Genomic DNA, 23,002 nt, shown 5'->3' on the forward strand with positions numbered 1-23,002 from the left:
GCCACGCCCCGTTGCCAGGAGATATACAATGTCTACCCCTCCCGTTACCTTGATGGTCACGCGTCGCGTCGCCGAAGGCCGCTATCAGGATCTGATGAGCTGGCTGCACGAAGGCGAACAGCTGGCCACCGACTTCACCGGCTACCTGGGTTCCGGCGTCCTGGCCCCTCCCCCGCAAGGTGATGAGTTCCAGATCATCTTTCGCTTCACCAACGAGCAGACCATGCAAGCCTGGGAGCACTCGGCATCGCGCAAGGCTTGGCTGGCGCGTGGCAACGGCCTGTTCAAGCAGCCCCAGGAGCTGCGTGCCAGCGGCCTGGATGGCTGGTTTGGCAGCAATCCAGTGCAACGCCCGCCACGCTGGAAACAGGCCGTGGCAATCTGGCTGGCGTTCTTTCCGGTTTCGTTATTGTTCAACCTGCTGTTCGGCCACTGGTTGAGCGCCCTCGATCTGGTGCCATGCATCCTGCTCAGCACCCTGGGGCTGACGCCACTGATGGTGTATCTGTTCATTCCATTGTCGACCCGCTTGCTGGCCAATTGGCTCAATCCCCCGACGCCCAACGTCAACCCGCAGGGTGCGCGCAACCCTGCCTAGTTCGGGTATGCTGGGGGCCATCCACGCGAACCTGTAAAAGTTGACCGCCCCCACCATGAACAGCCCAATTCTTGTCACCGGAGCCAGCCAGCGAGTCGGACTGGCGTTGGCCCTGAACCTGGCGCAGGCCGGCCATACTGTGGTCAGTGCCAGCCGAAGCAAAAACCCTGAAGCGGCGCACCCGAACATCATCCAGTTCCAGGCCGACCTGTGCCGCGAAGACGACCGTCTGGCCCTGATTGAACACCTGCAGAGCAACTACGATGGCCTACGGGCAATCATCCACAACGCCTCGTTGTGGCTCGATGATGACCTGACCAACCTCAACACCATGTTCAAATTGCATGTTGAAGCGCCGTATCACCTGAACCTGGCACTCGGTGAACACCTGCACAAGCTCGATAAGGCCGACATCATCCACATCTGCGACGAGACGTCCTCACGTGGCAGCAAAAGCCATATCGGCTATGCCGCCACCAAAGCCGCGCTGCAGAATATGGTCCTGTCCTTTGCTGAGAAATACGCGCCGGTCGTCAGGGTCAACGCCATTTTGCCGGGGCTGCTGATCCTCAAGGAAAACAGTGACGAGGCCTACCGCCAGCAAACCCTGAAAAAGGCCTTGCTGGAATTCGAACCTGGTGCGCAGCCACTGATTGAAGCGGTGCAATTTCTGCTCGAAAGTCAGTACAGCACTGGCAGCAATGTGGTCATCAACGGTGGCCGCCATCTGAAAAACCGCATCGCGGTAGACTGATTTGTCCTTGTCACGAGAATGACCATGAACGACCAACAGAAACTTGAACTCGAAGCCGCTGCGTTCCGTCGGCTGGTAGCTCACCTGGACAGCCGCAAGGATGTCCAGAACATCGACCTGATGAACCTCTCCGGCTTCTGCCGCAACTGCCTGTCCAAGTGGTACAAGGCTGCCGCCGACGAGCGTCAGGTCGAGCTGAGCATGGACGAAGCCCGCGAAGCGGTTTACGGCATGCCTTACGCCGAATGGAAAGCTCAATACCAGAAAGAAGCCAGCGCCGAACAGCAAGCGGCGTTCGCCAAAGGAAAACCCAATGACTGATCTCAATACCCTGCGCCAAAGCCTTAACAGCGGCGAGCATGTCTTTGCCGATACCCTGGCATTCATCGCAGCGCGCTACGATTACCAGCCACAGGCCTTCACCAACGGCGGGGTGGAAAATGCCGCCGGTCAGAACGAAGGTTCGTGCAAGACCCTGGGCCTGGCCCTGCTTGAAGGTTTGAGCGATGAAGAAGCGCTGCTGGCGTTCGGCGAGCACTACCGTTCAGTACTGGCCACACCCGAGGGCAGTGATCACGGCAACATCCGTGCGTTGATCGGGCACGGCCTGGCGGGCGTGAAGTTCGCCGCCCAGCCGCTCAAGGCACGCTAAACGTCTTCAGTTGCCCAGGCGTATCGTCAGCCAATTGCCCGTGCTGCAACCACTGCAGGGCAATTGGCCAGAGCCGGGCCTGAAAGCGCTGATGAAAAAAAGCAAAATGACCGATCTGCCTCTCGTCAATGTCGGCAGGTGCAATCCGCAAATGGCTACGTGGACTGGATTCAAAGTACGCCAACAGCCGCTCAATCGCCGCAACGGTCCCGAAAGGATCATCAGTCAAGCTGATCGCCAGGGTTTGCGCCGTGACCTGCGCAAAGGGCAGCTCAGCCAGTGATTGACCACTGGGGCGCCGCTCATAGGCTGCGGTGAGTGTGCTCCAGTCCTTGACCACCCCGGCCGGGGTGTCTTCCAGCCAACCCAGGCGCTTGCCGGGAAAGTAGCCGAACAACCGCGTCAACAACGGCATCAGCACATGCCATTTGCCAAACAGTTGCCAACGACTGTCAACGGCATAGTCGCGCCAGTAGGCAAACTGCGCGCCGACCGTGACCAGCCTGCGCACGTGCCTGGACGACACCGCCAATCCCGCTGCGCAACCGCCAAAACTATGGCCGACAACGTCGATGGGTTGTCCGGGAAACTCGCGCACGGCACGCTGCACCATCGCTTCGAAATCCAGCGCCCCCCAGTCAGTCCAGGACGCCTGAAAGTGACGCATCGAGGTCGGGCGCGATTCACCGATACCTCGATAGTCATAGGTCATGACATCGAAGCCGTGACTGAACAGATACTCGGCAAAGCGCGCGTAATAGCGGCTACGCACCGAGGTGGCGGCGTTTATGATCACCACAGGGCGCGTACTGTCCACCTGGGCATGGCGCCAGCAGCAGCCGCCGAGCGGATAACCGTCGGCAGCGGCTTGCACAAAGGCATGCCCGCTGTTGCTTGAGACTGGCAGCGGTGGAAATGCTTCGAGACTGCTCATTGACCTCTTATGCCGAAGCCGCTACCCGCGGCGCCGGGACCTTGCGCAGGCCGCCAAGGCGAGAGCCATCGTAACGGGTTTCACGGAACAGGCGCCAGCGTCCGAACAGGCCATACACATGCATCACCCGCCCCTGTTCGTGATAGCCCATGCGGATATGCAGTTTCAGCGCCGGAATGTTGTGGGTTTCGCAGACATCCACAACTTTATTGCAGCCCTTGGCACGCATGGCCTCCCACAACGCGACCTGGGCATCTACCGACAACCGTGTGCCGAAGTAGGCGCGGGTCATTTCGCCGCCGAATTCAAAGAACTCCCCCGGTTTTACCGGGAAGTTGCAACCGTAATAGTGGCGGTCGTGATAGTCACGCATGCTGCCAAAAATAAACGCCACGGCATCGCCCTTGTCATCTAGGTACATATGCCCGGTATGCCCCTCAGCAGCCAGCTCCCTCATGGTTTGCACGCGGTCACCGAAGTAACGAGCAAAGGCGTCGGCGTTTTCCGGGGTGATATCGACTCGGCGTACGGGGGGATGGTCACGCAATTTATGCGGGGGAACCGGGCTGACCAGGTCACGCTCCATCCACAGCAGTTCCCAGTGGAAGAAGATGTAGCGCTCGCAGAGTGTTTTCAGGGTCTTCTGGAGACCCTTTTGCCTGATCCGCTCTTTTAGTTTCTGCAATCCACTCATGGCGTCTCCTGGTGACCCGGGCGGTTGGAAGGGCAGCTAGAGAGTGGTATAGATCAGCGCAGCGAGGGAATGGCAAAGGGCCATTGACGGACTTGTTTCAAATTGTGTTTCGATTGTGGAACAGTTGCCACACCTGAACAAAAACAGGTGTGGCAACAAGACCTTAGCAGCGGCTAGTTACAGCTCGATGCAGTCAAACCGTACGTCGGTAGCCACATCGGCGTCGTAGTCAACATCCTGGCGCTCGAAACCGAACAGCTTGAGGAACTCACGCTTGTAGTCGTTGTAGTCGGTCACGCTGGACAGGTTCTCGGTGGTGACCGTCGGCCACAGGTCCTTGCAGGCATCCTGGACGTCATCACGCAGTTCCCAGTCGTCCAGACGCAGACGGCCCTCTTCGTCCAGCGCTGCTGGCGCGCCATCTGCACGGTACAGGCGATCACGGAACAGACGGTCGAGTTGATCCTGAGTGCCTTCGTGAACACCCTTCTCTTTCATGATCTTGAAGACCATGGACAGATACAGCGGCATTACCGGGATAGCCGAGCTGGCCTGGGTTACCACCGATTTCAGCACCGCGACATTGGCGCCGCCACCGACCTTGGCGTTCAGACGCTTGGCGGTTTCGTCCAGGTCTTGTTTGGCCTTGCCCAGTGCACCGTGCCAGTAGATCGGCCAAGTGATTTCGGTACCGATGTAGCTGAACGCCACGGTGCGTGCTTGTGGCGCCAGTACACCAGCGGCGTTCAGGGCGTCGATCCACAGCTGCCAGTCCTGACCACCCATGACGGTCACGGTGTCGGCGATTTCCTGCTCGGAAGCCGGCTCAATCGACGCCTCGATGATGGTGTCTTTGTTGGTGTCGATGGCGGTCGACTTGTACGGCTGGCCAATCGGCTTGAGTGCCGAGCGCACCAGTTCGCCGGCGCGCTCGCCTGCAGAAGCAGGCAGCTTGCGCACTGGCGACGCCAGCGAATAGACCACCAGGTCAACCTGGCCGCCCATTTCGTTCTTGATCAGTTCGATGACCTTGGCCCGTGCTTCATCGGAGAAGGCGTCACCATTGATCGACTTGCTGTACAGGCCTTCGGCCTTGGCGAATTTGTCGAAGGCGGCGGCGTTGTACCAGCCGGCGGTGCCAGACTTGGTCTCAGTACCCGGCTTCTCGAAAAACACGCCCAGGGTGTCAGCACCAAAGCCGAACGCTGCGGTGATGCGCGCTGCCAGGCCGTAGCCGCTGGAGGCACCGATCACCAGGACCTTTTTCGGACCATCCTTGCGCACGCCCTGCTTGCGGGTGGCTTCGATCTGATCACGTACGTTCAGCTCGCAACCGGTTGGATGCGTAGTGGTGCAGATAAAACCGCGAACTTTAGGATGGATGATGGCCAATGTCTGTACCTCGTCAGTGAAAATGCTGAGGGAGCCGAATCGCGGGGGACTCGAGGTTCCGTTGCTGTGAGGGTGAGACTACACCCGCAGCGTTGCCGACACATCCGGCTCCCTGGAATCCGTCAGGGCGCTACTTTGTCACAGCGTGGAAAACTTCAGCAACTGCTGATCTCAGACCCTGAAAGCGCTGATCAAACGCTTCAACTCCAGTACCTGGGCTGACAGCTGGCGGCTGGCGTCCTCGGTCTGGTGCGCGCCCTGGGTAGTATGCTCAGCCGCCCGATTGATCTCGACGATGTTTTGGTCGATATCGTGAGCGACCGCAGTTTGCTGCTCCACCGCAGCGGCAATCTGCTGGTTCTGATCGACGATGCTGCCCACCGCTGCGAGAATGTTCTCCAGCGCCTGCTGTACTTGCTGCGACTGTCCGACCGTACCGGCGGCTACCTGATGGCTGGCGTCCATGGCTTTGACCGCTGCACTGACACCGCCCTGCAGACGGCCAATCATCTGCTCGATTTCTTCAGTCGAGTGCTGGGTACGCTTGGCCAACGTTCGTACCTCGTCGGCCACTACTGCAAAGCCTCGCCCCTGCTCACCTGCGCGCGCCGCTTCGATGGCCGCATTGAGGGCCAGCAGGTTGGTTTGCTCGGCAATGCTTTTGATCACCTCCAGCACCTGGCTGATGGCCTGGCTGTCGCTGGCCAGTTGGTTGATCACCACCACCGACTGATCGATTTCGCCGGCCAGACGCACAATGTTGCCCTGCTGCGACTCCACCAGGCCACGGCCACTGACGGTCTCCTGATTGACGCTGTGGGCACTGTTGACCGCCGCTGCGGCGCTGCGGGCCACCTCTTGGGCAGTGGCCGACATCTGGTTCATTGCCGTGGCGACCTGCTCGATCTGTCCGCGCTGGCCGCTGACGGCCTGGTTACTACGGGCCGACACCGCGTGAACCTGCTCAGCCTGACGCTCGACCTCGACCACTGTGTGGCCGACCTGCTCAATCAGATCGTGAACACGCTGGACGGTGCCATTGAACACTGCACCCAACTCTCCGAGTTCATCACGGCTACTGGCGTGAAAGTTCACCGTCATATCTCCGGCAGCGACTTTGTCCATGACCGCGCCCAAGGTTTTCAGGGTGTGCCGGGTGGACGCATAGAAGCCGCCGTAGAGATAGACAATCAACAAAAACACCCCGGCCAAGGCCGACACCAGCACAATCATGTGCAAACGATGTTCACCCAAGCGCTGTTGCAATTGCTGATCGAGAAACTCGCCGGTTGCCGCGTTCAGGGTGTAGGTTTGCGCCATCAGTTGGCTGACCTGTTGATAAAAACCCGGCCACGGTGCATCAAGGGTTTCGGCCATCACCACCTGCTCTTCGAACAGTTCACTGGCCTGTTTCAATGACGCCTGACTGCTAGCGGCCAGGGTGCCCAGGCGTGCTTGCGCATCAGGCTCGGTGGCCAATGCATCCTGGAGCCTGAGCGCGTAATTGGCCGAAAGCTTGTCCAGGCGCTGAAGCAAATCCTCAAACCGCGTACTGACCGCAGAATTGAGATAGCCCTGGCCCAAGGAGTAGGCCCCCATCGCCCGCCCTTCACCCAGTGCCTGGGTGATTTCCGGGGTAACGGTAGTCATCAGTTCGGTGAGCTGGCGAATCGCCGAACCGCTGTCCTGATTCAGACCAGCCTGACTGGCAATCACTTTGCTCAACACCTGAGCCTGGCCGAGCAGCTTGTCCAGGTAGGCAACCTTGCTCAACAACGATGACTCGGCCCGGGCAGCCTTGAGCAGGCTGAGCATTTCATCGCGCTTGGCGTGGAAATCCTTGGCCTGAGCTTCGTCGGGGCTGACGGCCGTCAGCCCGGTCAAGCGCTGCAGCACCTGTTGCTCGAGCGCGCCAATCTGTGTCTCGATATCAGCAGCCTTGCCTGATTGGCCAAGCACCGCATTGATTTGCACCAGATTGCCCAGGGTTTCCAGGTCGCCACGCAACGCCAGGCTATTGCTCAGCAGTTCCAGGCTTTGCAGTTCGACCTGAGTGGCATGGAACTGCGCAAAGGAGTCACGAACCAGGTAATAGTTGGTGACCAGCATGGGCAGAAAAAATAGAACACTTATGAGGCTGAATTTCATCCCGAAACTCAACCGATTCATCAGCGCGATGGCCGGATACAACAGGCTCTTCACGGGTAGTCCCCTCCGATTCTTATTGTTCTGCGCGCACAATGGCACTAGGCCACTGATGATTATCAGCAGTGCCTGTATAACGCATATCGGAACGGGGTTTTGTAACTTAAGGTTAACCGGTGAGGGGGCAGACCAACGGCTGCCCCGCCCTCACCGATCAGCCGAGGACAGTCCACAGGGCAAAAAAGGCGTACCAGAGCACTGCCGAGCGCAGCAGCAGCTCCCACAGTGAGTCTAGGCCGACCAGCCCCTCGGAACCTGCGGGTGCGCCCTGTGGCATCTCTCCAGCAACCTGGCCGATCGAGGCGATCAGTTTGGCTGCCGGAATATGCCAATTGAGCAGCTCATGCAGCATCACCCGGCTCACCGCGACAAAGTTGCCGACCAGGGCAAAGCTCACACCGAGGATCCGCACCGGTGCCCAGTCAAAGGCATGGCGCAACTGCTCGGCCCGTTCACGCAACGGCGCACCGTGGGCATGCTCAGCCGTCAGGGCGAGCAAGCGGTAGGCCAGCGCGGCGGCAGGCCCGAGCAGGACATACCAGAAGATCACCGCAAAGAAGCTTTGATAAGCCTGCCATAACAAGTGACCCTGAACCCGCTCCAGCAGCGTTGAAGCATCATCACCGGTCACCCCCAGGTCGCGTTCGGCCACATGCACCGCGGCCTGTTCATCTCCTCGGCGCCAGGCATCGCGAAACGGCCCCAACGAGGCTTTTACATCGCCCCGCCCCAGGCTGTAGATCAGCACCAAGAGGTGCACGGGCAAGGCCAGCAGGCCATAGGCGACGGGTTGCAGCACTTGGTCCAGCAAGGCAACCACGACCACGGGCAACAACACCAGGATCGACATCAGCCACCACGGATGACTCTTGCCGTTGCGCTCCAGTCGCGCAAGTTCGGTGCAAAAGAAACCATCACGTTGCAGTTGCTGACGCAGTGCCGAGAACTTCTCGACCCACAGCACCAGTAACAACACCAGAAAACTCATGATCTGTCCTCGCTGTCCTTGAGGGCCGCACGGTAACGCGACCAATTGAACGCCGGGCCCGGATCGGTCTTGCGTCCCGGAGCAATGTCGCTGTGGCCACGAATCCGTTCGTTGCCAATCGCCGGCCATGCTGCCTGGATCTGACGCGTCAGCGCCTCCAGTGCCTGATACTGGGCATCGGTGAAGGGCAACTCATCGGTGCCTTCCAGTTCGATGCCGATGGAAAAGTCGTTACACGCCTCACGCCCCTCGAAGCTCGACACCCCTGCATGCCAGGCGCGGTCCAGGCAGGACACAAACTGGGTGATCTTGCCGTCACGTTCAATCAGAAAATGCGCCGACACGCGCAGGTGCTTAATCCCATCGAAGTAAGGGTGCTCGTTGGCGTCCAGACGATTCTGGAAAAACGCCTGGACCTTGCCAGTAGCGAACTGCGCCGGTGGCAGGCTGATGTTGTGAATCACCAGCAGGGAGATGACCTCATCTTCGGCGCGAGCATTGAAGTTGGGTGAAGGGCAGTGGGTGATACCGGCGAACCAACCTGTAGAGCGGTCCAGTTGCATAAAAGATCCTGAAACACGAGAGCACAGCCTCAGTATGCCCCGAGGCGTGACGGGATGCATCGTTAAAACACACAGGACGCTAGTGCGCCTGGTGTCGACGCAACTGGCTAATCACCGAGTCCAGCGCTCGATCAAACAACAGGGTGTCGTCGAGCAAGCGCACATCACCACGGCGCAAGGCCACCGCCAGCGCCATGGGTGAGTACTCGCGCACCTTCAGCCCCGTGCGATTGACGAAAATCAGCGTGTCCGTGCTGTCGATCTGCGCAATCAACTTGCACCGCTGCACGTCGCCGTCTTCATCCAACTCAAGCCAATTGCCGATCCGCAAACGTTGCACTTTCAGCAGCGCCGGATCTTCATCGGACAGGTGCACAGGGCTGTGAACAGGTGAAGCCTGCTCCGGGCTTGGCAACACGATTTCCTCGAGCACCAGCACCCGCTCGGTGGCCTCGCTGACCGGTTCCACGCCTGCGAATCGGGTTTCAAACACCTGCACGTGCAAGGCTTCCAACTGGGCAAAGAACTCACTGGTGGCAAAAGGATCAAAGGCAGCGCTGGCCAAGCCATCGCGCAAGGCCTTGAGCAGGCCAGGGACGACCTCCAGAAGTCGAAACCGTTCCTGCGGCTCGCTGGGCAGTTCCACACTCCAGATCAACTCATCCATGGTTTCCAGCGCCTTGAGCCACGGGCCCGAAGTATCCCCGTGCTTGAGGCAGGCCAACAACAGCACCTGGCTCCAGGCCTCTTCAAGCAGGCGCACCACGAACCGTGGCAAGGTTCTGCCCAGCAGGCGTCGATTGAGCTCCTGCTGCACTCGCTGGCGCGCCAATTGCGTACGTGCACGGCCTTCTTCGGCATCACGGGTGCGTTGCTCAAGCAACTCATTGCGCCGCCGCTCATCACTGTTGAACACGAGGAACTCGGCAAGCAGATCAGCAAAGATCACCGGATCATCGGTAAAGTCATTGAGCAGACGCTGGACAATCTTTTCCACCCGCACATACAGCGCATCGCGCTGACAGTCGTCACTGGCATCCCACCCCATGGCCGCCGTGGCGATTTCGTTGAGCAAGCGCCGCGCCGGATGACTGCTGCGACTGAAGAAGCGCTTATCCAGCACCGCGACCTTGAGCATGGGGATCTGCATGCGTCCGATCAGGGTGCGCAGCGAATGCGGCAAATTGCTGTCGCCATGAATGAAGTCGAAAAGCATCGCGATCAAATTGATCACATCTTCGTCGACCACTTCGACCTTACGGTAGGTGCCACTCTTGACGCTGACACGGGTCAGTAGCTGTTCAAGTTGCTGGTGCAAGTCAAAATCGTCGACCTCAGCAGCCGGAGGCACAAAGTGCTGCAAGTGCGAGAGCAGGCGCAGCAGGTCGCGGGTACTGATCGGCTGCATCGGCGTGCAGGCCTCCAGGCGAGGCGCAACACGTCCGCGCACTTTCGCCAACAGGTTCTGCAAGGAGGCAAACACCGCTTGTTCGCTGGCATCGAGCTCAGCGTTCTGGGTACCGCACAGCGCTTGCTTGTTTACATCCTCTGACCTCGGCGCGGACCGGTCTTGAGCGCGACGGCGGGGCACCGGTTTGAGCTCAGGTAGCACGCCGGTAGCCAGCAGCAGATGATTGGCTTCGCCATAGAGCTGATCGGCATCGTGCAGCACATAACGCTCGAACAGTTTGAGGATCACCAGCTTGACCTTGATACCCACGCCCAGATTGCGTCCGGCCTGGAGAAAGTAACCGCACAACATCGCCGGTGCCAACGGATTGACCTGAACCACCAGGCTGTGTCCAGTCAAGGCTGAAAGACGCAGGGTCAACTGGTCAAGGGCCAGGCCGTCGCGAGCCAGAACCCGGTTAACCATGGCATCCACGGCCACGGTACGCTCCAATGCATCACTGCTTAGCAACGCAGGCCGGTCAAATCCGCCCGGCACAGCACCAGGCAGCGGCTCGCCTTGGCCGATGCGCATGAACGCGTCATAGAAACAATCGAGATAGCCACGCTCAATACTCTTGCGCTTGAGGCGCAGGTCGCGCATGGCTTCGAAGAGGAAGTTCTGCTCGCTGTTACTGGCAGCCTTGTCGGCCATCTCGAACAGCGTATCGTCGGCATTGTCGAACAGCGCCTGCAGACCTTGGCGCAGGTGTAGCGCGGCCTTGTCACGAACCTGCAAAAGCACCACCGGCAGACGAGCAAGAGGCGCAGTAAACGCCTGATCGATGGCAGCCTTGATCGGCACCACCTTGCCGTCTTTGTGCATCCCGGACTCCTTGCAGGGTTAGTCTTGTTATCAATCGACGACTCGTCAAAGCCATGACGTCAAATACAAGTCGCATTATCTGGCAAAATCGAGACGCTCGCCAGCGCGGGCTGAAAGTCCTGCGCCGGGGGATAGACTGATAAATCGGCAAAAAGCTCATTTCGTCTGACCAAAGGTCTGGATGCCGTGCTTGCTGCAAGCGCGCCCCGCCCTGCCCTATAATCCCGGGCACTTAGCTTGTGGAGCCTGCCATGCCGAATTTACGTCTCGCCGACCTGACTGCCGAAATCGAAGCCAACGTACGCCGTGCGCTGCTCGAAGACATCGGCAGTGGCGACATCACCGCCCAGCTGATCCCAGCCGAGCGCCTGGCCAAGGCCACCATCATTACCCGTGATGATTGCGTCATCGCTGGCACTGCTTGGGTCGACGCCGTGTTCCGTCAGCTTGATCCACGAGTGGCGGTGCATTGGCAGGTTAAGGATGGCGAACGGGCGAAGGCCAACCAACCGTTGTTTCACCTCGAGGGCCCGGCCCGCTCATTGCTCAGTGGCGAGCGCAGCGCGCTGAACTTTCTGCAGATGCTTTCGGGTGTGGCCACCCGTGCGCAGTTTTTCGCCGACAAAGTCGCCGACACCCAGGTCAAACTCCTCGATACCCGTAAGACCCTGCCGGGCCTGCGCCTGGCACAGAAGTACGCCGTTACCTGCGGCGGCTGCCACAACCACCGCATCGGTCTGTTCGATGCCTTCCTAATCAAGGAAAACCACATCGCGGCCAGCGGTGGCATTGCCCAAGCGATCAATGCCGCCCACAAGATCGCCCCCGGCAAGCCGGTGGAAGTTGAAGTGGAAAGTCTCGAAGAGCTCCAGCAAGCCCTGGACGCCGGTGCCGACATCGTCATGCTCGACGAACTGAGCCTGGACGACATGCGCGAAGCCGTGCGTATGAATGCCGGCAAGGCCAAGCTTGAAGCCAGTGGCGGGATCAACGAAAGCACCCTGCGGGTTATTGCCGAGACGGGTGTGGACTACATCTCGATTGGTGCGATGACCAAGGATGTGAAGGCGGTGGATCTGTCGATGCGACTGAGCCTCTGAGGTTTAGCGCAGGCACAAAAAAACCGGCTGATTCAGCCGGTTTTTTATTGCTCATACCGGTGGCAATACCGGTGTTGTAGCCGCTGCCTGGCAGCAGCGGCTACCGCGCAGGTCGATCAGAACTAAGCGTTTTGCAGGCCGTCCAGGTAACGCTCAACATCCAACGCCGCCATGCAACCGGCACCGGCAGAGGTAATAGCCTGACGGTAAACGTGGTCAGCCACGTCGCCCGCAGCGAACACACCTTCAACGTTGGTAGCAGTGGCGTTGCCGTCACGGCCGCCATTGACCACCAGGTAACCGTCCTTGAGGGTCAGTTGGCCTTCGAACAGCGAAGTGTTCGGGGTGTGGCCGATGGCGATGAACACACCGTCAACCTTGATTTCATCGAAGCTGCCGTCGTTGTTCTTCAGGCGTGCACCGGTGACACCCATGTCGTCGCCCAGGACTTCATCGAGGGTGGCGTTGAGTTTCAGCTCGATCTTGCCTTCGGCCACACGAGCGTTGAGCTTGTCGATCAGGATCTTCTCGGCACGGAACGTCTCACGACGGTGAACCAGGGTCACCTTGCTGGCGATGTTGGCCAGGTACAGGGCTTCCTCAACCGCGGTGTTACCGCCGCCAACCACTGCCACTGGCTTGTTGCGGTAGAAGAAACCGTCGCAGGTCGCACAGGCGGAAACGCCTTTGCCCATGAACGACTCTTCCGACGGCAGGCCCAGGTAACGGGCGCTGGCGCCAGTAGCGATGATCAGCGCGTCACAGGTGTAAGTGGCGCTGTCGCCCTTGAGGGTGTACGGCTTGCTGGCCAGGTCCACGGCATTGATGTGGTCGAACACCACTTCAGTTTCGAAACGCTCAGCGTGTTCTTGCATCCGCTGCATCAGCGCCGGGCCGGTCAGACCATGGGCGTCGCCCGGCCAGTTGTCGACTTCGGTGGTGGTGGTCAGCTGGCCGCCAGCCTGCATGCCGGTGATCAGCAGCGGCTTGAGGTTAGCGCGAGCCGCGTAGACCGCAGCGCTGTAACCGGCAGGGCCGGAACCGAGGATAATCACTCGCGAATGACGTACTTCAGACATGACACGCTCCTGTCGAGGTGGGCGCTGAATTGCCCACGTCGTAACGCCGGGATCGCCGGCTGGAATAAAAAAGAACCTGCGAAGCACTTGGGGAAGGCTTTTGGCCGCAGGTTCTGAAAATCGTTAAACCGCCGCCTTACAGGCTGGCAGCGTTTTCTGCCAGGTAGTCAGCGACACCCTTGGCGTCAGCCTTCATGCCTTTCTGGCCTGGACGCCAGCCGGCTGGGCAGACTTCACCGTGCTGTTCAGTGAACTGCAAGGCTTCGACCAAGCGGATCATCTCGTCGACTTCACGACCCAGCGGCAGGTTGTTGACTACCTGGTGCTGAACCACGCCTTGCTGGTCGATCAGGAACGAGGCACGCAGTGCCACGCCGTCTTCGTGCTCGATACCGTAGGCACGGGCAATCTCGTGCTTGACGTCGGCCACCATGGTGAATTCGACTTCGCCAATACCACCCTTCTCCACCGGCGTGCTGCGCCAGGCGTGGTGGGTGAACTGCGAGTCGATGGATACGCCAACCACTTCAACACCCAGCTCACGGAACTTATCCATGCGGTTGTTGTGGGCAATGATTTCCGACGGGCAGACAAAGGTGAAGTCCAGCGGCCAGAAGAACAGAACAACGTATTTACCGCGCAGGGAAGAAAGCTTGAAGCTGTCGACGATCGAACCGTCGCCCAACACCGCCGCCGCATCGAAATCAGGGGCTTGCTTGTTGACCAGAATGCTCATGAAAACTCCTTGAAGATTAGAATTCGAAGGCGTTGAAAAGATGTGCGCACTTTAGCGAGGCCGCAGAGATTAAGGAAATATCCTTAGACAATCCACCTTATAGGCCTGCTCTATTCATCCTTGAGGGCTACAGCTGTTTGTCTATGAAGGCTTGCCGTCTAGCGTGCCGAGGTTTTGTTACAGGCCATTGCGTCGATTGCGCCGCGCTTTCGTCGACCGCTCAAACTCGGTAAGGTCAGCGCGTTTGCCTTTACCGGAGTTCTCTATGCAAGCCCCTGTCCTCTCTGGCCCTCAGTACCTGCGTGAAGGACTGAAACTGGTCCTGAGCCCGAGCCTGCGCCTGTTCGTACTGCTGCCCCTGGCGGTCAACCTGCTGTTGTTCGTCGGCTTGATCTACGTTGCCGGTCATCAGTTCAGCCTATGGGTTGATTCGCTGATGCCCAGCCTGCCGAGCTGGCTGAGTTTTCTCAGCTACGTGCTCTGGCCGCTGTTCGTCGCCCTGGTAGTGCTGATGGTGTTCTTCACCTTCACCATGCTCGCCAACATCATCGCCGCACCGTTCAATGGTTTTCTGGCGGAAAAGGTCGAAGTGGTGGTGCGTGGCACCGATAACTTCCCGGCCTTCAGCTGGGCTGAACTGATGGCCATGGTGCCGCGCACCCTGGGCCGCGAAATGCGCAAGTTGGGTTATTTCCTGCCACGGGCAATCGCCCTGTTCATCCTTTCGCTGATCCCGGTGGTGAACATCATTGCCGCGCCGCTGTGGTTGCTGTTCGGCATCTGGATGATGGCTATCCAATACATCGACTACCCGGCAGACAACCACAAGATGAGCTGGCAGGACATGCTCGCCTGGTTGCGCGCAAAGCGTTGGCAGAGCCTGGGTTTTGGCGGCATCACCTACCTGGCGTTGATGATCCCCTTCGTCAATATTCTGATGATGCCAGCGGCAGTCGCCGGGGCAACCCTGTTCTGGGTGCGCGAACGCGGTGCTGAAACGCTGGTGGCGCAAACGACCTGATCCGCAGCTTGATCTGGATCACAGCAACATTCCCCTACAAGGCACATGGTTATTAAAACGATAAGCCTGTAGGGGAGCGCACCATGTACAGACCGTTGACGTTGATGTTTGGATTGATCCTGGGAGGCCAGGCCTGGGCGGCCGCCCCCACCAGCGAACCGATCCTGCCGGTGCAACCTGCAAAAATCACCGATGTCGCCAAGGTTGAACTGGGCAAGCAACTGTTCTTCGATCCGCGCTTGTCCAAATCCGGCTTCATCTCCTGCAACTCTTGCCACAACCTGAGCATGGGTGGCAGCGACAACCTGCCCACCTCCATCGGCCACAACTGGCATCAGGGGCCGATCAACTCACCTACCGTGCTCAACGCCAGCATGAGCGTCGCGCAGTTCTGGGATGGTCGCGCTGCCACCCTTCAGGAGCAGGCCGGGGGACCTATCGCCAACCCAGGAGAGATGGGCTTCACCCATGACCTGGCGGTAGATGTACTGCGTTCCATTGCGCAATACAAAGCCTCGTTCAAGCAAGTGTATGGCGACGATGGCATCAAGATTGACGATGTCACCAACGCCATCGCTGCCTTCGAAGAAACCCTGGTTACGCCGAACGCACCGTTCGACCGTTGGTTGCAGGGTGACAAACAGGCCATCAGCGCCACTGCCGAACAAGGCTATCAACTGTTCAAGAGCATCGGCTGCGTCGCCTGCCACAATGGTGAAGCGGTGGGTGGTAGCTCCTTTCAAAAAATGGGTATGGTCGAACCTTACACCACGAAAAACCCCGCTCAAGGTGTCGCTGGCCTGACGGGCAAAGATCAAGACCGGATGCTGTTCAAGGTGCCAACTTTGCGCAACGTCGCACTGACCTACCCCTACTTCCATGATGGCGCCTACTGGAACCTGGAAGAGGCAGTAGACGTCATGGCTCGGCTGCAATTGGGGCGCAAGCTGAGCAGCGATGAAGTCGGCCAGATCGTCGCGTTCCTCGACACACTGACCGGCGATCAGCCGAGTTTCAAGCTGCCGATGTTGCCGCCGTCTTCTGCACAGACCCCGCGTCCGTCACCGTTCAATTGACGGCCGCTGCAACAATCAGCTCGATGGCCTGGCGTGCAATCGGTGACAAGGTACGCCCGGCATGACAGACAATCGCACTGGCAATGCTGCAGCCACCTCCAGGAAAACCGGGTTGCAGCAACGCCCCCACATCGCCGATTGCACCGCTGCGCAAATCCTCCTCAAGCCAGGCGCGCCAGGTAAACAGCAGCGAGTCGCTGCCCAGCGTCGTGCTGCGCAACAGCTGCAGGTCATTGCAGCCCAGGGCCAGTGGCGCTACGGCGCCCTCGGGCAAGCCCAGCAGATCACGCAACCGCGCCGGCGCCACATCATCAAACAGGACCGAACTCCACGGGTATGCCAGAAGCTGCTGGCGAGTGACCGGTGCCTGCTGCTGCATCAACGGATGGTCACCCCGGCAGAAGATCGACGTAGGCTTAGCCGGCAACGGCGTAATGACAAAACGCGGGTCGGACAGGCGTCCCGGGTCGCAGGTATAGGCAACGAAGAACTCGATCTGCTCCTGCTCCAGTTGGTGAATCAGGTGATGCCAATGATTGACTTCGACCTTCATCATCAACTTGGGAATGCGCTTGCGCAGTGTAGTCAGCGCATCTTGAAGATAGAGATTGGCGGCCATCATGCCCGCACCGAAGTTCAACTCCCCGCCATCGGCCTGGGCAATATGATTGGCCTCGGCGACCAGACGCCCGGCACACCCCAGCAACTCACGCCCGCGGGCCAACAGTTGCCGCCCCGCTGCGGTGAGCAGCACTGTCCGCGTGTCACGGTCAAACAGGCGCACCCCCAAGTCGGCTTCCAGGGACTGAATGCTGCGGCTAAAGGCCGTCTGCGACAAGTTGGCTCGTTCAGCTGCGCGGGAGAAGTGCAATTCCTCGCTGAGCAGGACCAGATGACGAATGCGCTTCAAATCTATTGAGTCAGCCACTGCATCAATCCACGGTTATTTTTGCATTGGACGCACAGGGCATAGATACACAGACTGGCGTGCGTGTGCAACACAGCGCACCAGAACAACAACGATCTGCCGCAGCGGCCCAGACCCTGCTGTGCACGCCACTTCGTACAAGGAATTACGCCATGTCTTTGCGTCACCACCAAGGCCTGCTTGCCCTTGCTTGCGCCAGCGCCTTTTCAGCACATGCCGCCCCCACCGACCTGAAAAGCCAAATCGACACCCTGGTCAAACAGGACGAAGCGCAGATGATCGCGCAGTTCAAGCAATTGCACCGTAACCCCGAACTGGCCTTTCAGGAGAAGGAAACTGCAGCCCAGGTGGCCAAGGCCCTTCAGGAGCAAGGCTTCGAAGTGAAGACGGCAATCGGTACTACCGGCGTGGTGGGTATCTTGCGCAACGGTCCGGGGCCGGTGGTGATGTACCGGGCCGACATGGATGCCTTGCCCATCAAAGAGGCCACTGGCCTGGACTACCGGAGTAACAAGGTCACGCCCTGGCTCGACAACCCAAGCCAGCCGGTCATGCATGCCTGCGGCCATGATGCGCATACCACCTGGTTAATAGAAGTGGCCAAAGTCATGGCCCAGCTCAAGGGACAGTGGTCAGGCACCCTGGTGCTGGTCGCCCAACCTGCCGAGGAACTGCTCGAAGGCGCGACCGCCATGGTCAACAACGGCCTCTATGACTTTGCCCCCAAGCCCGATGTGCTGGTGGCCGCCCACGTATCACCGGTCTACCCGGCCGACAGTGTCGGCCTGCGTGAAGGGCCGCGTCTGGCCGGCACTGACCAGATCGACGTCGAGCTGCCAGGCATCGGTGGGCATGGCTCTACCCCTCATGTGACCAAGGACCCCGTCGTGATGGGCGCCATGGCGGTCATGGGCTACCAGACCATCATCAGCCGCATGCTCGATCAATCCAAACCCGCAGTCCTTACCGTGGGAGCGTTTCAGGCTGGGGTTAACAACAACATCATCCCGGTCAGCGCCACGCTCAAACTCAACTTGCGCTGGTATGACGAAAAGGTTCGCGAACGCCTGATCGCCGGAATCAAGTCAGTGACCCAGGGCGTGCTGGTAATGAACGACATGCCCGACGACTACCAGGCCAAGTACACCATGAAGGGTTATTCCACACCGGTCGTCAATGGCAAGGCCCAGACCGAACTGGCGCAGGCCGCTCTGGTGCATCAGCTCGGTGCCGACAAGGTACTGCCTGGCGTGCCACCGCTGATGGGCTCGGAAGACTTCCACATGCTGGCCAGCCCTTACCCGGACACCAAAGTGCTGTTCATTGAGGTGGGGTCGGGCAAACCCGATGCCTACAAAAACCTGATCGAGAAAAAGCAGTTGCCGCCGGCGATGAATCACACCCCAGGCTTCGTCGTAGAGCTGCCCGCCATTGCCACCGGTGCGCGAGCGGTGAGCGCGACGCTGAGTGCATTCTTCAATCAGCCACTCTGAGGCCGCCACGGCTGCCAGGCTCTGGAGCCCCTGAGGGCCTCATCGCAGCCTGGCGGTAGCGGCTACCTGAGCTGGTTGGAGAACTGGCCCACGGCGTTGACTACCTTCTTTGCCCCTTCCTGAATCTCGACAATCACCGTACCGGTCTCCCCAGCTAGGGTCAGACCCTGCTCGGCCTGGCGCTTGCTGCTGTCGATGATGTCTACGGCGGCCTTGGCCAACTTTTCGTTCTGCTGGACCACCCGGGCAATTTCTTCCGTAGCGGTGCTGGTGCGCGATGCCAGCTGCCGCACTTCGTCGGCGACCACTGCAAACCCACGCCCCTGCTCGCCGGCCCGGGCGGCTTCGATGGCGGCATTGAGCGCCAGCAGGTTGGTCTGCCCGGCAATATCGCTGATGGTCTTGATGATCGAACCGATGACCTGCGACTGCTTGTCGAGCGCCTCGATCCCCTCGGCTGCCTCCTGCATGTAGCCCTCCAGACCACGCATTACCTCAACGGTCTGGGTCACGACATCCGTGGCCTTGCGCGCACTGTTATCGGTTTCTACCGAGGTGGTGTAGGCAATATCGGCAGCCTCGGCCACGGCCACTTCCTGATTGACCTGATCGGTGATTACGGTGGCGAATTTGACCACTTTGTAGAGCACGTCGTGGGCATCGATAATCGGGTTGTAGGAAGCCTCCAGCCAAACCACCCGACCGTGAGCATCCACGCGCTTGAATCGCTCAGCGACAAATTCGCCGCGGCGCAGGGTGTCCCAGAACGCCTGATAGGCCGGGGAGTTGTACTCCTCCGGTTCGCAGAACATACGGTGATGCTTGCCGGCCACTTGCTCCAGACGATAACCCATGGTCTGCAGGAAGCGATCGTTGGCCGTCAGCACCTCACCTTGCAAGTTGAATTCGATCACCGCTGTGGAACGCATCAGTGCCTTGATCAGGCTCTCATGCTCGCGTGAAGATTCGATGGTGCGCGTCAGGTCGCTGGAGTGCAGAGTGAAATACTTGAGGCGCCCGTCACTCCCCTTTACCGGTTGCAGGATCGAGCGCAGCCAGGCTTCCTCTCCATTGCCACGCAGCAAGCGAAACGCACCATTAAGGTGCTCACCGCGGGCAATAGCCGTTTTCATGCGGGTGTAGAATTCCAGCTGTTTGACGTGCGCCGGCACAATATCTTCGATGTTTCGTCCGAGCAATTGATGGCTGCTGTACAGCATCTCTTTCTCGAAGTTGCTGTTGACCGATTCGATCCGCCCCTGAGGGTCAAGTTGCAAGACCAGCATCTCGCTGTCCAGGCTGCTCTTGACCTGCTCAACAGACAGCAGTTCTTCGCGCAGTTGCAGGTTTTCTTTTTTCAGTTTGCTGTTGAACATCAACGCTCTCCTGGAGCGAAATCGGTCATTCGAATACTTCTTCATCGGCTGATGACCAGGCATTCTTGAGCACAATGCTGGGAAATATTTTCCGCAATCAGGCGCCGAAAATCGGACGTCACAAATCAGTCATGGTTGTGTCACATGGCCGCAATCGAGGCCGCTGAAACTGGCACTCATGAGCGCACCAACCCTGCATGTCACACTGATCAGCGAAACCTTTCCACCCGAGATCAACGGCGTGGCCACGACCCTTGGGCGCCTGAGCGAGGGTTTGCGCCAACGCGGCCATCAGGTCGATCTGGTACGCCCACGCCAGGCCACTGATCCGGCCCACGCAGGTGATGAGCAACTACTCTGCCGCGGCTGGCCGGTGCCTGGTTATCCAGGATTGCAGTGGGGTCAGGTGTCGATGCACAAGCTGCTGCGCCGCTGGCGCCGGCAGCGCCCGGATGTCCTGTACATCGCCACTGAAGGGCCGCTGGGCCTGAGTGCGCTGCGCGCGGCACGCAGGCTGGGGATTGCTGTGGTCAGTGGTTTTCACACCAACTTCCAGCAGTACACCAGCGAGTACGGCCTGGGCCTGCTGACCAGACTGCTCACCCACTATCTGCGCTGGTTTCATCGGCGTACCCACACCACCCTGGTGCCCAGCGTCAGCCAGCGCCTGGAACTGGAGCGTCGTGGTTTCGACAACCTCACGTTAATGGCCCGTGGCGTCGACAGTCAGCTGTTCAATCCCGGCAGACGAAATAAGGCGCTACGCGACCAGTGGGGCCTGGAAAATGAAGACATTGCCCTGCTGTATGTCGGGCGTCTGGCCGCGGAAAAAAATCTCGCGGTGCTGCAGCAATGTCTGCACGCTGCGCAACAACAGTATCCGCTGCGGTGCATCAAATTGATTGTGGTCGGCGACGGCCCACAACGCAGCGCCCTGCAATTGCAGTTACCCGAGGCCGTGTTCTGCGGCGCCCAACGCGGTGAAGCCTTGGCCGAGCACTATGCCTCGGGGGATATTTTTCTGTTTCCAAGCCTGACCGAAACCTTCGGCAACGTTGTGCTCGAAGCACTGGCTTCAGGCCTGGGCGTGGTGGCCTACGATCAGGCCGCCGCCGCCCAACACATCCGCCACGGCCATAGCGGCGCGCTGGCCATGCCAGGCGACGTGGAGGCCTTTATCGATGCCTGCAACTGGCTGGTGGAAGACGCTGAAGCCCTGCGGCGGGTGCGCCTGAACGCCCGTCAACACGCAAGCCGTCAAGGCTGGCCGGCGATTATTGAGCAGTTCGAGAACCACTTGCGTGAAGCCTGCCGCCAGCCTCAACAGCTCAACACCGCCCCCCAGGCCGCAACGCTGGTGATCAAATCAGGCTCGTCAGCGCCTCGCGGCTAAACGGCAGGATGTCCTGCTCACGACCATCACGGACCTTGGCAGCCCAATCCGGGTCAACCAGCAGCGCCCGGCCGACAGCAACCAGATCGAACTCATCATTGTTCAGACGCGCCAGCAGGTTTTCCAGACTGGCCGGCTGCGCCACCTTGTCGGTCGCCACCATGAACTGCAGGAACTCGCCGTCAAGGCCGACACTGCCGACCGTAATGGTTGGCTTGCCGGTGAGTTGACGAGTCCAGCCAGCCAGGTTCAGTTGCGAGCCTTCGAATTCCGGCTCCCAGAAGCGGCGGGTGGAACAATGGAAGATATCCACACCGGCGTCGACCAGCGGCTGCAAGAAAGCCCCCAATGCCTCGGCGCTTTCGACCAAGCGCGCGCTGTAGTCCTGCTGCTTCCACTGCGAGAAGCGGAAAATGATTGGGAAGTCCGGGCCGACAGCAGCGCGTACTGCCTGAATCAATTCAATGGCAAATCGCGAACGCCCAGCCAAGTCACCACCGTATTGGTCAGTGCGCTGATTGCTGGCTGCCCAGAAAAACTGATCAATCAGGTAACCGTGGGCGCCATGAATCTCGACACCGTCCATACCGATCGCCTGGGCATCACGAGCTGCCTGGGCAAAGGCCTGGATCACTTCATCAATATCGTTTTGGGTCATGCCGTGAACCAGGACCTGATCGTCCTTGATCTTCTCGCTTGGCCCGTAGCCCGGCACGCTGGCATCCGGCTCAGTACCCAAACGCCGCACACTGCCCACATGCCAGAGTTGCGGAACAATCCGGCCGCCTTCGGCATGCACGGCTTCGACGACGTTTTTCCAGCCGGCCAAGGCGTCTTCACCATGAAAACGCGGCACGTTGGGGTAACCGTTGGCGGCCTTGTGGCCGACGGTGGTGCCTTCGGTGATGATCAACCCGACTCCGGCGGCAGCGCGCCGACGGTAGTATTCGACCACCTGGGCATGCGGCACACCACCGGGGCAAAAAGTACGAGTCATTGGCGCCATGACCACACGGCTTGGCAGCGCGAGGGTACCCAGCTGGATAGGGGTGAACAGTGCGGTGGTGGACATGCGGCGCTCCAGAGAAGTAGGAATGCGCCTGAGGATAGGGTCAGCCTTGCGCTTGGCCCAGTACTATTGATTTGAGTGATCTTGATGCATCGCGGTGTGTTCATCGCTGGCAAGGCCAGCTCCCACAGGGTGGGAGCCGGCGTGGCCGGCGATAAGGTCATTCAATCAGCCCAGGGCTTTCTCAATGGCCTGTACAACCGTCGCATCATCCGGCGCAGTACGTGGCGAAAAGCGCGCCAGCACCCGACCATCCTTGCCGACCAGAAACTTCTCGAAGTTCCAGGTGATGTCGCCTGGGAACTCAGCGCCTTCACCGGCCAGCAAACGATACAACTGATGGCGGTCATGGCCATTGACCTCCAGCTTGCTGCCCAGCGGGAAGGTGACGCCGTAGTTCGTGCTGCAGAACTGCTGGATTTCTTCTTCGCTGCCCGGCTCCTGCCCGGCAAACTGATTGCATGGCAGGCCCAACACGCTGAAGCCCTGCCCTTTGTATTGCTGGTACAGGTTTTCCAGCGCCGCGTATTGCGGGGTCAGGCCACACTTGGAGGCGACATTGACCACCAGCACCACTTGGCCCTTGAATGGCGCCAGAGGTAACTCCTGGCCATTGAGCGCCTGCAACTTCAGGTCGTGAAATGCACTCATGACGTACTCCCCTCTCCAGATCCCG

22 protein-coding genes and 1 pseudogene are annotated in these 23,002 nt (G+C 59.5%); 9 read left to right on the top strand and 14 right to left on the bottom strand.

Annotated features, from left to right (window positions below):
- The first annotated feature begins 28 nt into the window (after positions 1 to 28).
- The 4 genes from CX511_RS22025 to CX511_RS22040 are packed head-to-tail and all read left to right on the top strand — an operon-like array spanning position 29 to position 2,004.
- A complete protein-coding gene (locus tag CX511_RS22025; protein ID WP_101292452.1) occupies positions 29 to 598 on the top strand; it encodes a putative antibiotic biosynthesis monooxygenase in 570 nt (189 codons plus the stop codon).
- Positions 599 to 653: 55 nt separating this feature from the next.
- Positions 654 to 1,352 (top strand): dihydromonapterin reductase, encoded by a 699-nt coding sequence (gene folM, locus CX511_RS22030; RefSeq protein ID WP_045188161.1) that lies wholly within the window; start codon positions 654 to 656, stop codon positions 1,350 to 1,352.
- A 24-nt stretch (positions 1,353 to 1,376) separates the two neighbouring features.
- Positions 1,377 to 1,673: a DUF1244 domain-containing protein gene (locus CX511_RS22035; RefSeq protein WP_045188159.1), complete on the top strand. Its 297-nt coding sequence runs from the start codon at positions 1,377 to 1,379 to the stop codon at positions 1,671 to 1,673.
- Positions 1,666 to 2,004 (top strand): HopJ type III effector protein, encoded by a 339-nt coding sequence (locus CX511_RS22040; RefSeq protein ID WP_045188157.1) that lies wholly within the window; start codon positions 1,666 to 1,668, stop codon positions 2,002 to 2,004. The genes CX511_RS22035 and CX511_RS22040 overlap by 8 nt, the downstream gene beginning before the upstream one ends.
- Here the strand turns inward: CX511_RS22040 and CX511_RS22045 are convergent.
- The 8 genes and pseudogenes from CX511_RS22045 to CX511_RS22075 form a co-directional block, all read right to left on the bottom strand.
- On the bottom strand, positions 1,991 to 2,938 hold the full coding sequence (locus CX511_RS22045; RefSeq protein WP_045188155.1) for an alpha/beta hydrolase family protein: 948 nt from the start codon (positions 2,936 to 2,938) through the stop codon (positions 1,991 to 1,993). The two genes, CX511_RS22040 and CX511_RS22045, sit on opposite strands and share 14 nt — an antisense overlap.
- Before the next feature lie 7 nt (positions 2,939 to 2,945).
- On the bottom strand, positions 2,946 to 3,632 hold the full coding sequence (locus CX511_RS22050; RefSeq protein WP_045188153.1) for a GNAT family N-acetyltransferase: 687 nt from the start codon (positions 3,630 to 3,632) through the stop codon (positions 2,946 to 2,948).
- A 177-nt stretch (positions 3,633 to 3,809) separates the two neighbouring features.
- Complete coding sequence (gene fabV / locus CX511_RS22055) at positions 3,810 to 5,024, bottom strand: enoyl-ACP reductase FabV (protein WP_045188150.1); 1,215 nt, start codon at positions 5,022 to 5,024, stop codon at positions 3,810 to 3,812.
- A 171-nt stretch (positions 5,025 to 5,195) separates the two neighbouring features.
- Positions 5,196 to 5,909: a methyl-accepting chemotaxis protein gene (locus CX511_RS25710; protein ID WP_422211476.1), complete on the bottom strand. Its 714-nt coding sequence runs from the start codon at positions 5,907 to 5,909 to the stop codon at positions 5,196 to 5,198.
- Positions 5,910 to 6,053: 144 nt separating this feature from the next.
- A pseudogene (locus tag CX511_RS25715) lies at positions 6,054 to 7,193 on the bottom strand (HAMP domain-containing protein); the annotation flags it as partial.
- Positions 7,194 to 7,383: 190 nt separating this feature from the next.
- The gene (gene ampE, locus CX511_RS22065) at positions 7,384 to 8,217 is read right to left on the bottom strand and encodes a regulatory signaling modulator protein AmpE (protein WP_045188145.1); all 834 of its coding nucleotides are present in this window, start codon (positions 8,215 to 8,217) and stop codon (positions 7,384 to 7,386) included.
- Positions 8,214 to 8,780, bottom strand: coding sequence for a 1,6-anhydro-N-acetylmuramyl-L-alanine amidase AmpD (gene ampD, locus CX511_RS22070; RefSeq protein ID WP_045188144.1), 567 nt, complete (start codon positions 8,778 to 8,780; stop codon positions 8,214 to 8,216). The genes ampE and ampD overlap by 4 nt, the downstream gene beginning before the upstream one ends.
- A gap of 79 nt (positions 8,781 to 8,859) precedes the next feature.
- On the bottom strand, positions 8,860 to 11,055 hold the full coding sequence (locus CX511_RS22075) for a DUF1631 domain-containing protein (RefSeq protein WP_101292448.1): 2,196 nt from the start codon (positions 11,053 to 11,055) through the stop codon (positions 8,860 to 8,862).
- Between the two features lie 251 nt (positions 11,056 to 11,306).
- On the opposite strand from CX511_RS22075, the gene nadC reads away from it, so the two are divergent.
- Positions 11,307 to 12,155: a carboxylating nicotinate-nucleotide diphosphorylase gene (gene nadC / locus CX511_RS22080; protein ID WP_101292446.1), complete on the top strand. Its 849-nt coding sequence runs from the start codon at positions 11,307 to 11,309 to the stop codon at positions 12,153 to 12,155.
- Positions 12,156 to 12,277: 122 nt separating this feature from the next.
- Here nadC and trxB read toward each other — a convergent pair whose 3' ends face one another.
- Together trxB and CX511_RS22090 are read right to left on the bottom strand one after the other, a co-directional pair.
- On the bottom strand, positions 12,278 to 13,234 hold the full coding sequence (gene trxB, locus CX511_RS22085; RefSeq protein WP_045188138.1) for a thioredoxin-disulfide reductase: 957 nt from the start codon (positions 13,232 to 13,234) through the stop codon (positions 12,278 to 12,280).
- A 136-nt stretch (positions 13,235 to 13,370) separates the two neighbouring features.
- Positions 13,371 to 13,970, bottom strand: coding sequence for a peroxiredoxin (locus CX511_RS22090; protein ID WP_045188136.1), 600 nt, complete (start codon positions 13,968 to 13,970; stop codon positions 13,371 to 13,373).
- Positions 13,971 to 14,235: 265 nt separating this feature from the next.
- On the opposite strand from CX511_RS22090, the gene cysZ reads away from it, so the two are divergent.
- Together cysZ and CX511_RS22100 are read left to right on the top strand one after the other, a co-directional pair.
- Complete coding sequence (gene cysZ / locus CX511_RS22095; protein WP_045188135.1) at positions 14,236 to 14,991, top strand: sulfate transporter CysZ; 756 nt, start codon at positions 14,236 to 14,238, stop codon at positions 14,989 to 14,991.
- Between the two features lie 83 nt (positions 14,992 to 15,074).
- Complete coding sequence (locus CX511_RS22100) at positions 15,075 to 16,067, top strand: cytochrome-c peroxidase (RefSeq protein ID WP_045188133.1); 993 nt, start codon at positions 15,075 to 15,077, stop codon at positions 16,065 to 16,067.
- Here CX511_RS22100 and CX511_RS22105 read toward each other — a convergent pair.
- Positions 16,060 to 16,995, bottom strand: coding sequence for a LysR family transcriptional regulator (locus CX511_RS22105; protein WP_045188131.1), 936 nt, complete (start codon positions 16,993 to 16,995; stop codon positions 16,060 to 16,062). The genes CX511_RS22100 and CX511_RS22105 overlap by 8 nt on opposite strands.
- A gap of 152 nt (positions 16,996 to 17,147) precedes the next feature.
- On the opposite strand from CX511_RS22105, the gene CX511_RS22110 reads away from it, so the two are divergent.
- Positions 17,148 to 18,488 (top strand): amidohydrolase, encoded by a 1,341-nt coding sequence (locus CX511_RS22110; RefSeq protein ID WP_101292444.1) that lies wholly within the window; start codon positions 17,148 to 17,150, stop codon positions 18,486 to 18,488.
- A gap of 62 nt (positions 18,489 to 18,550) precedes the next feature.
- On the opposite strand, the gene CX511_RS22115 is transcribed toward CX511_RS22110, so the two are convergent.
- On the bottom strand, positions 18,551 to 19,864 hold the full coding sequence (locus CX511_RS22115) for a methyl-accepting chemotaxis protein (RefSeq protein ID WP_045188127.1): 1,314 nt from the start codon (positions 19,862 to 19,864) through the stop codon (positions 18,551 to 18,553).
- Between the two features lie 178 nt (positions 19,865 to 20,042).
- On the opposite strand from CX511_RS22115, the gene CX511_RS22120 reads away from it, so the two are divergent.
- The gene (locus CX511_RS22120) at positions 20,043 to 21,257 is read left to right on the top strand and encodes a glycosyltransferase family 4 protein (RefSeq protein ID WP_101292442.1); all 1,215 of its coding nucleotides are present in this window, start codon (positions 20,043 to 20,045) and stop codon (positions 21,255 to 21,257) included.
- Here the strand turns inward: CX511_RS22120 and CX511_RS22125 are convergent.
- A complete protein-coding gene (locus CX511_RS22125; RefSeq protein WP_101292440.1) occupies positions 21,226 to 22,329 on the bottom strand; it encodes an NADH:flavin oxidoreductase in 1,104 nt (367 codons plus the stop codon). The two genes, CX511_RS22120 and CX511_RS22125, sit on opposite strands and share 32 nt — an antisense overlap.
- Positions 22,330 to 22,494: 165 nt before the next feature.
- The gene (locus CX511_RS22130) at positions 22,495 to 22,977 is read right to left on the bottom strand and encodes a glutathione peroxidase (RefSeq protein ID WP_045188122.1); all 483 of its coding nucleotides are present in this window, start codon (positions 22,975 to 22,977) and stop codon (positions 22,495 to 22,497) included.
- Positions 22,978 to 23,002 lie beyond the last annotated feature (25 nt).

The sequence above is a fragment of the Pseudomonas sp. S06B 330 genome, from assembly GCF_002845275.2.
Classification (GTDB): domain Bacteria; phylum Pseudomonadota; class Gammaproteobacteria; order Pseudomonadales; family Pseudomonadaceae; genus Aquipseudomonas.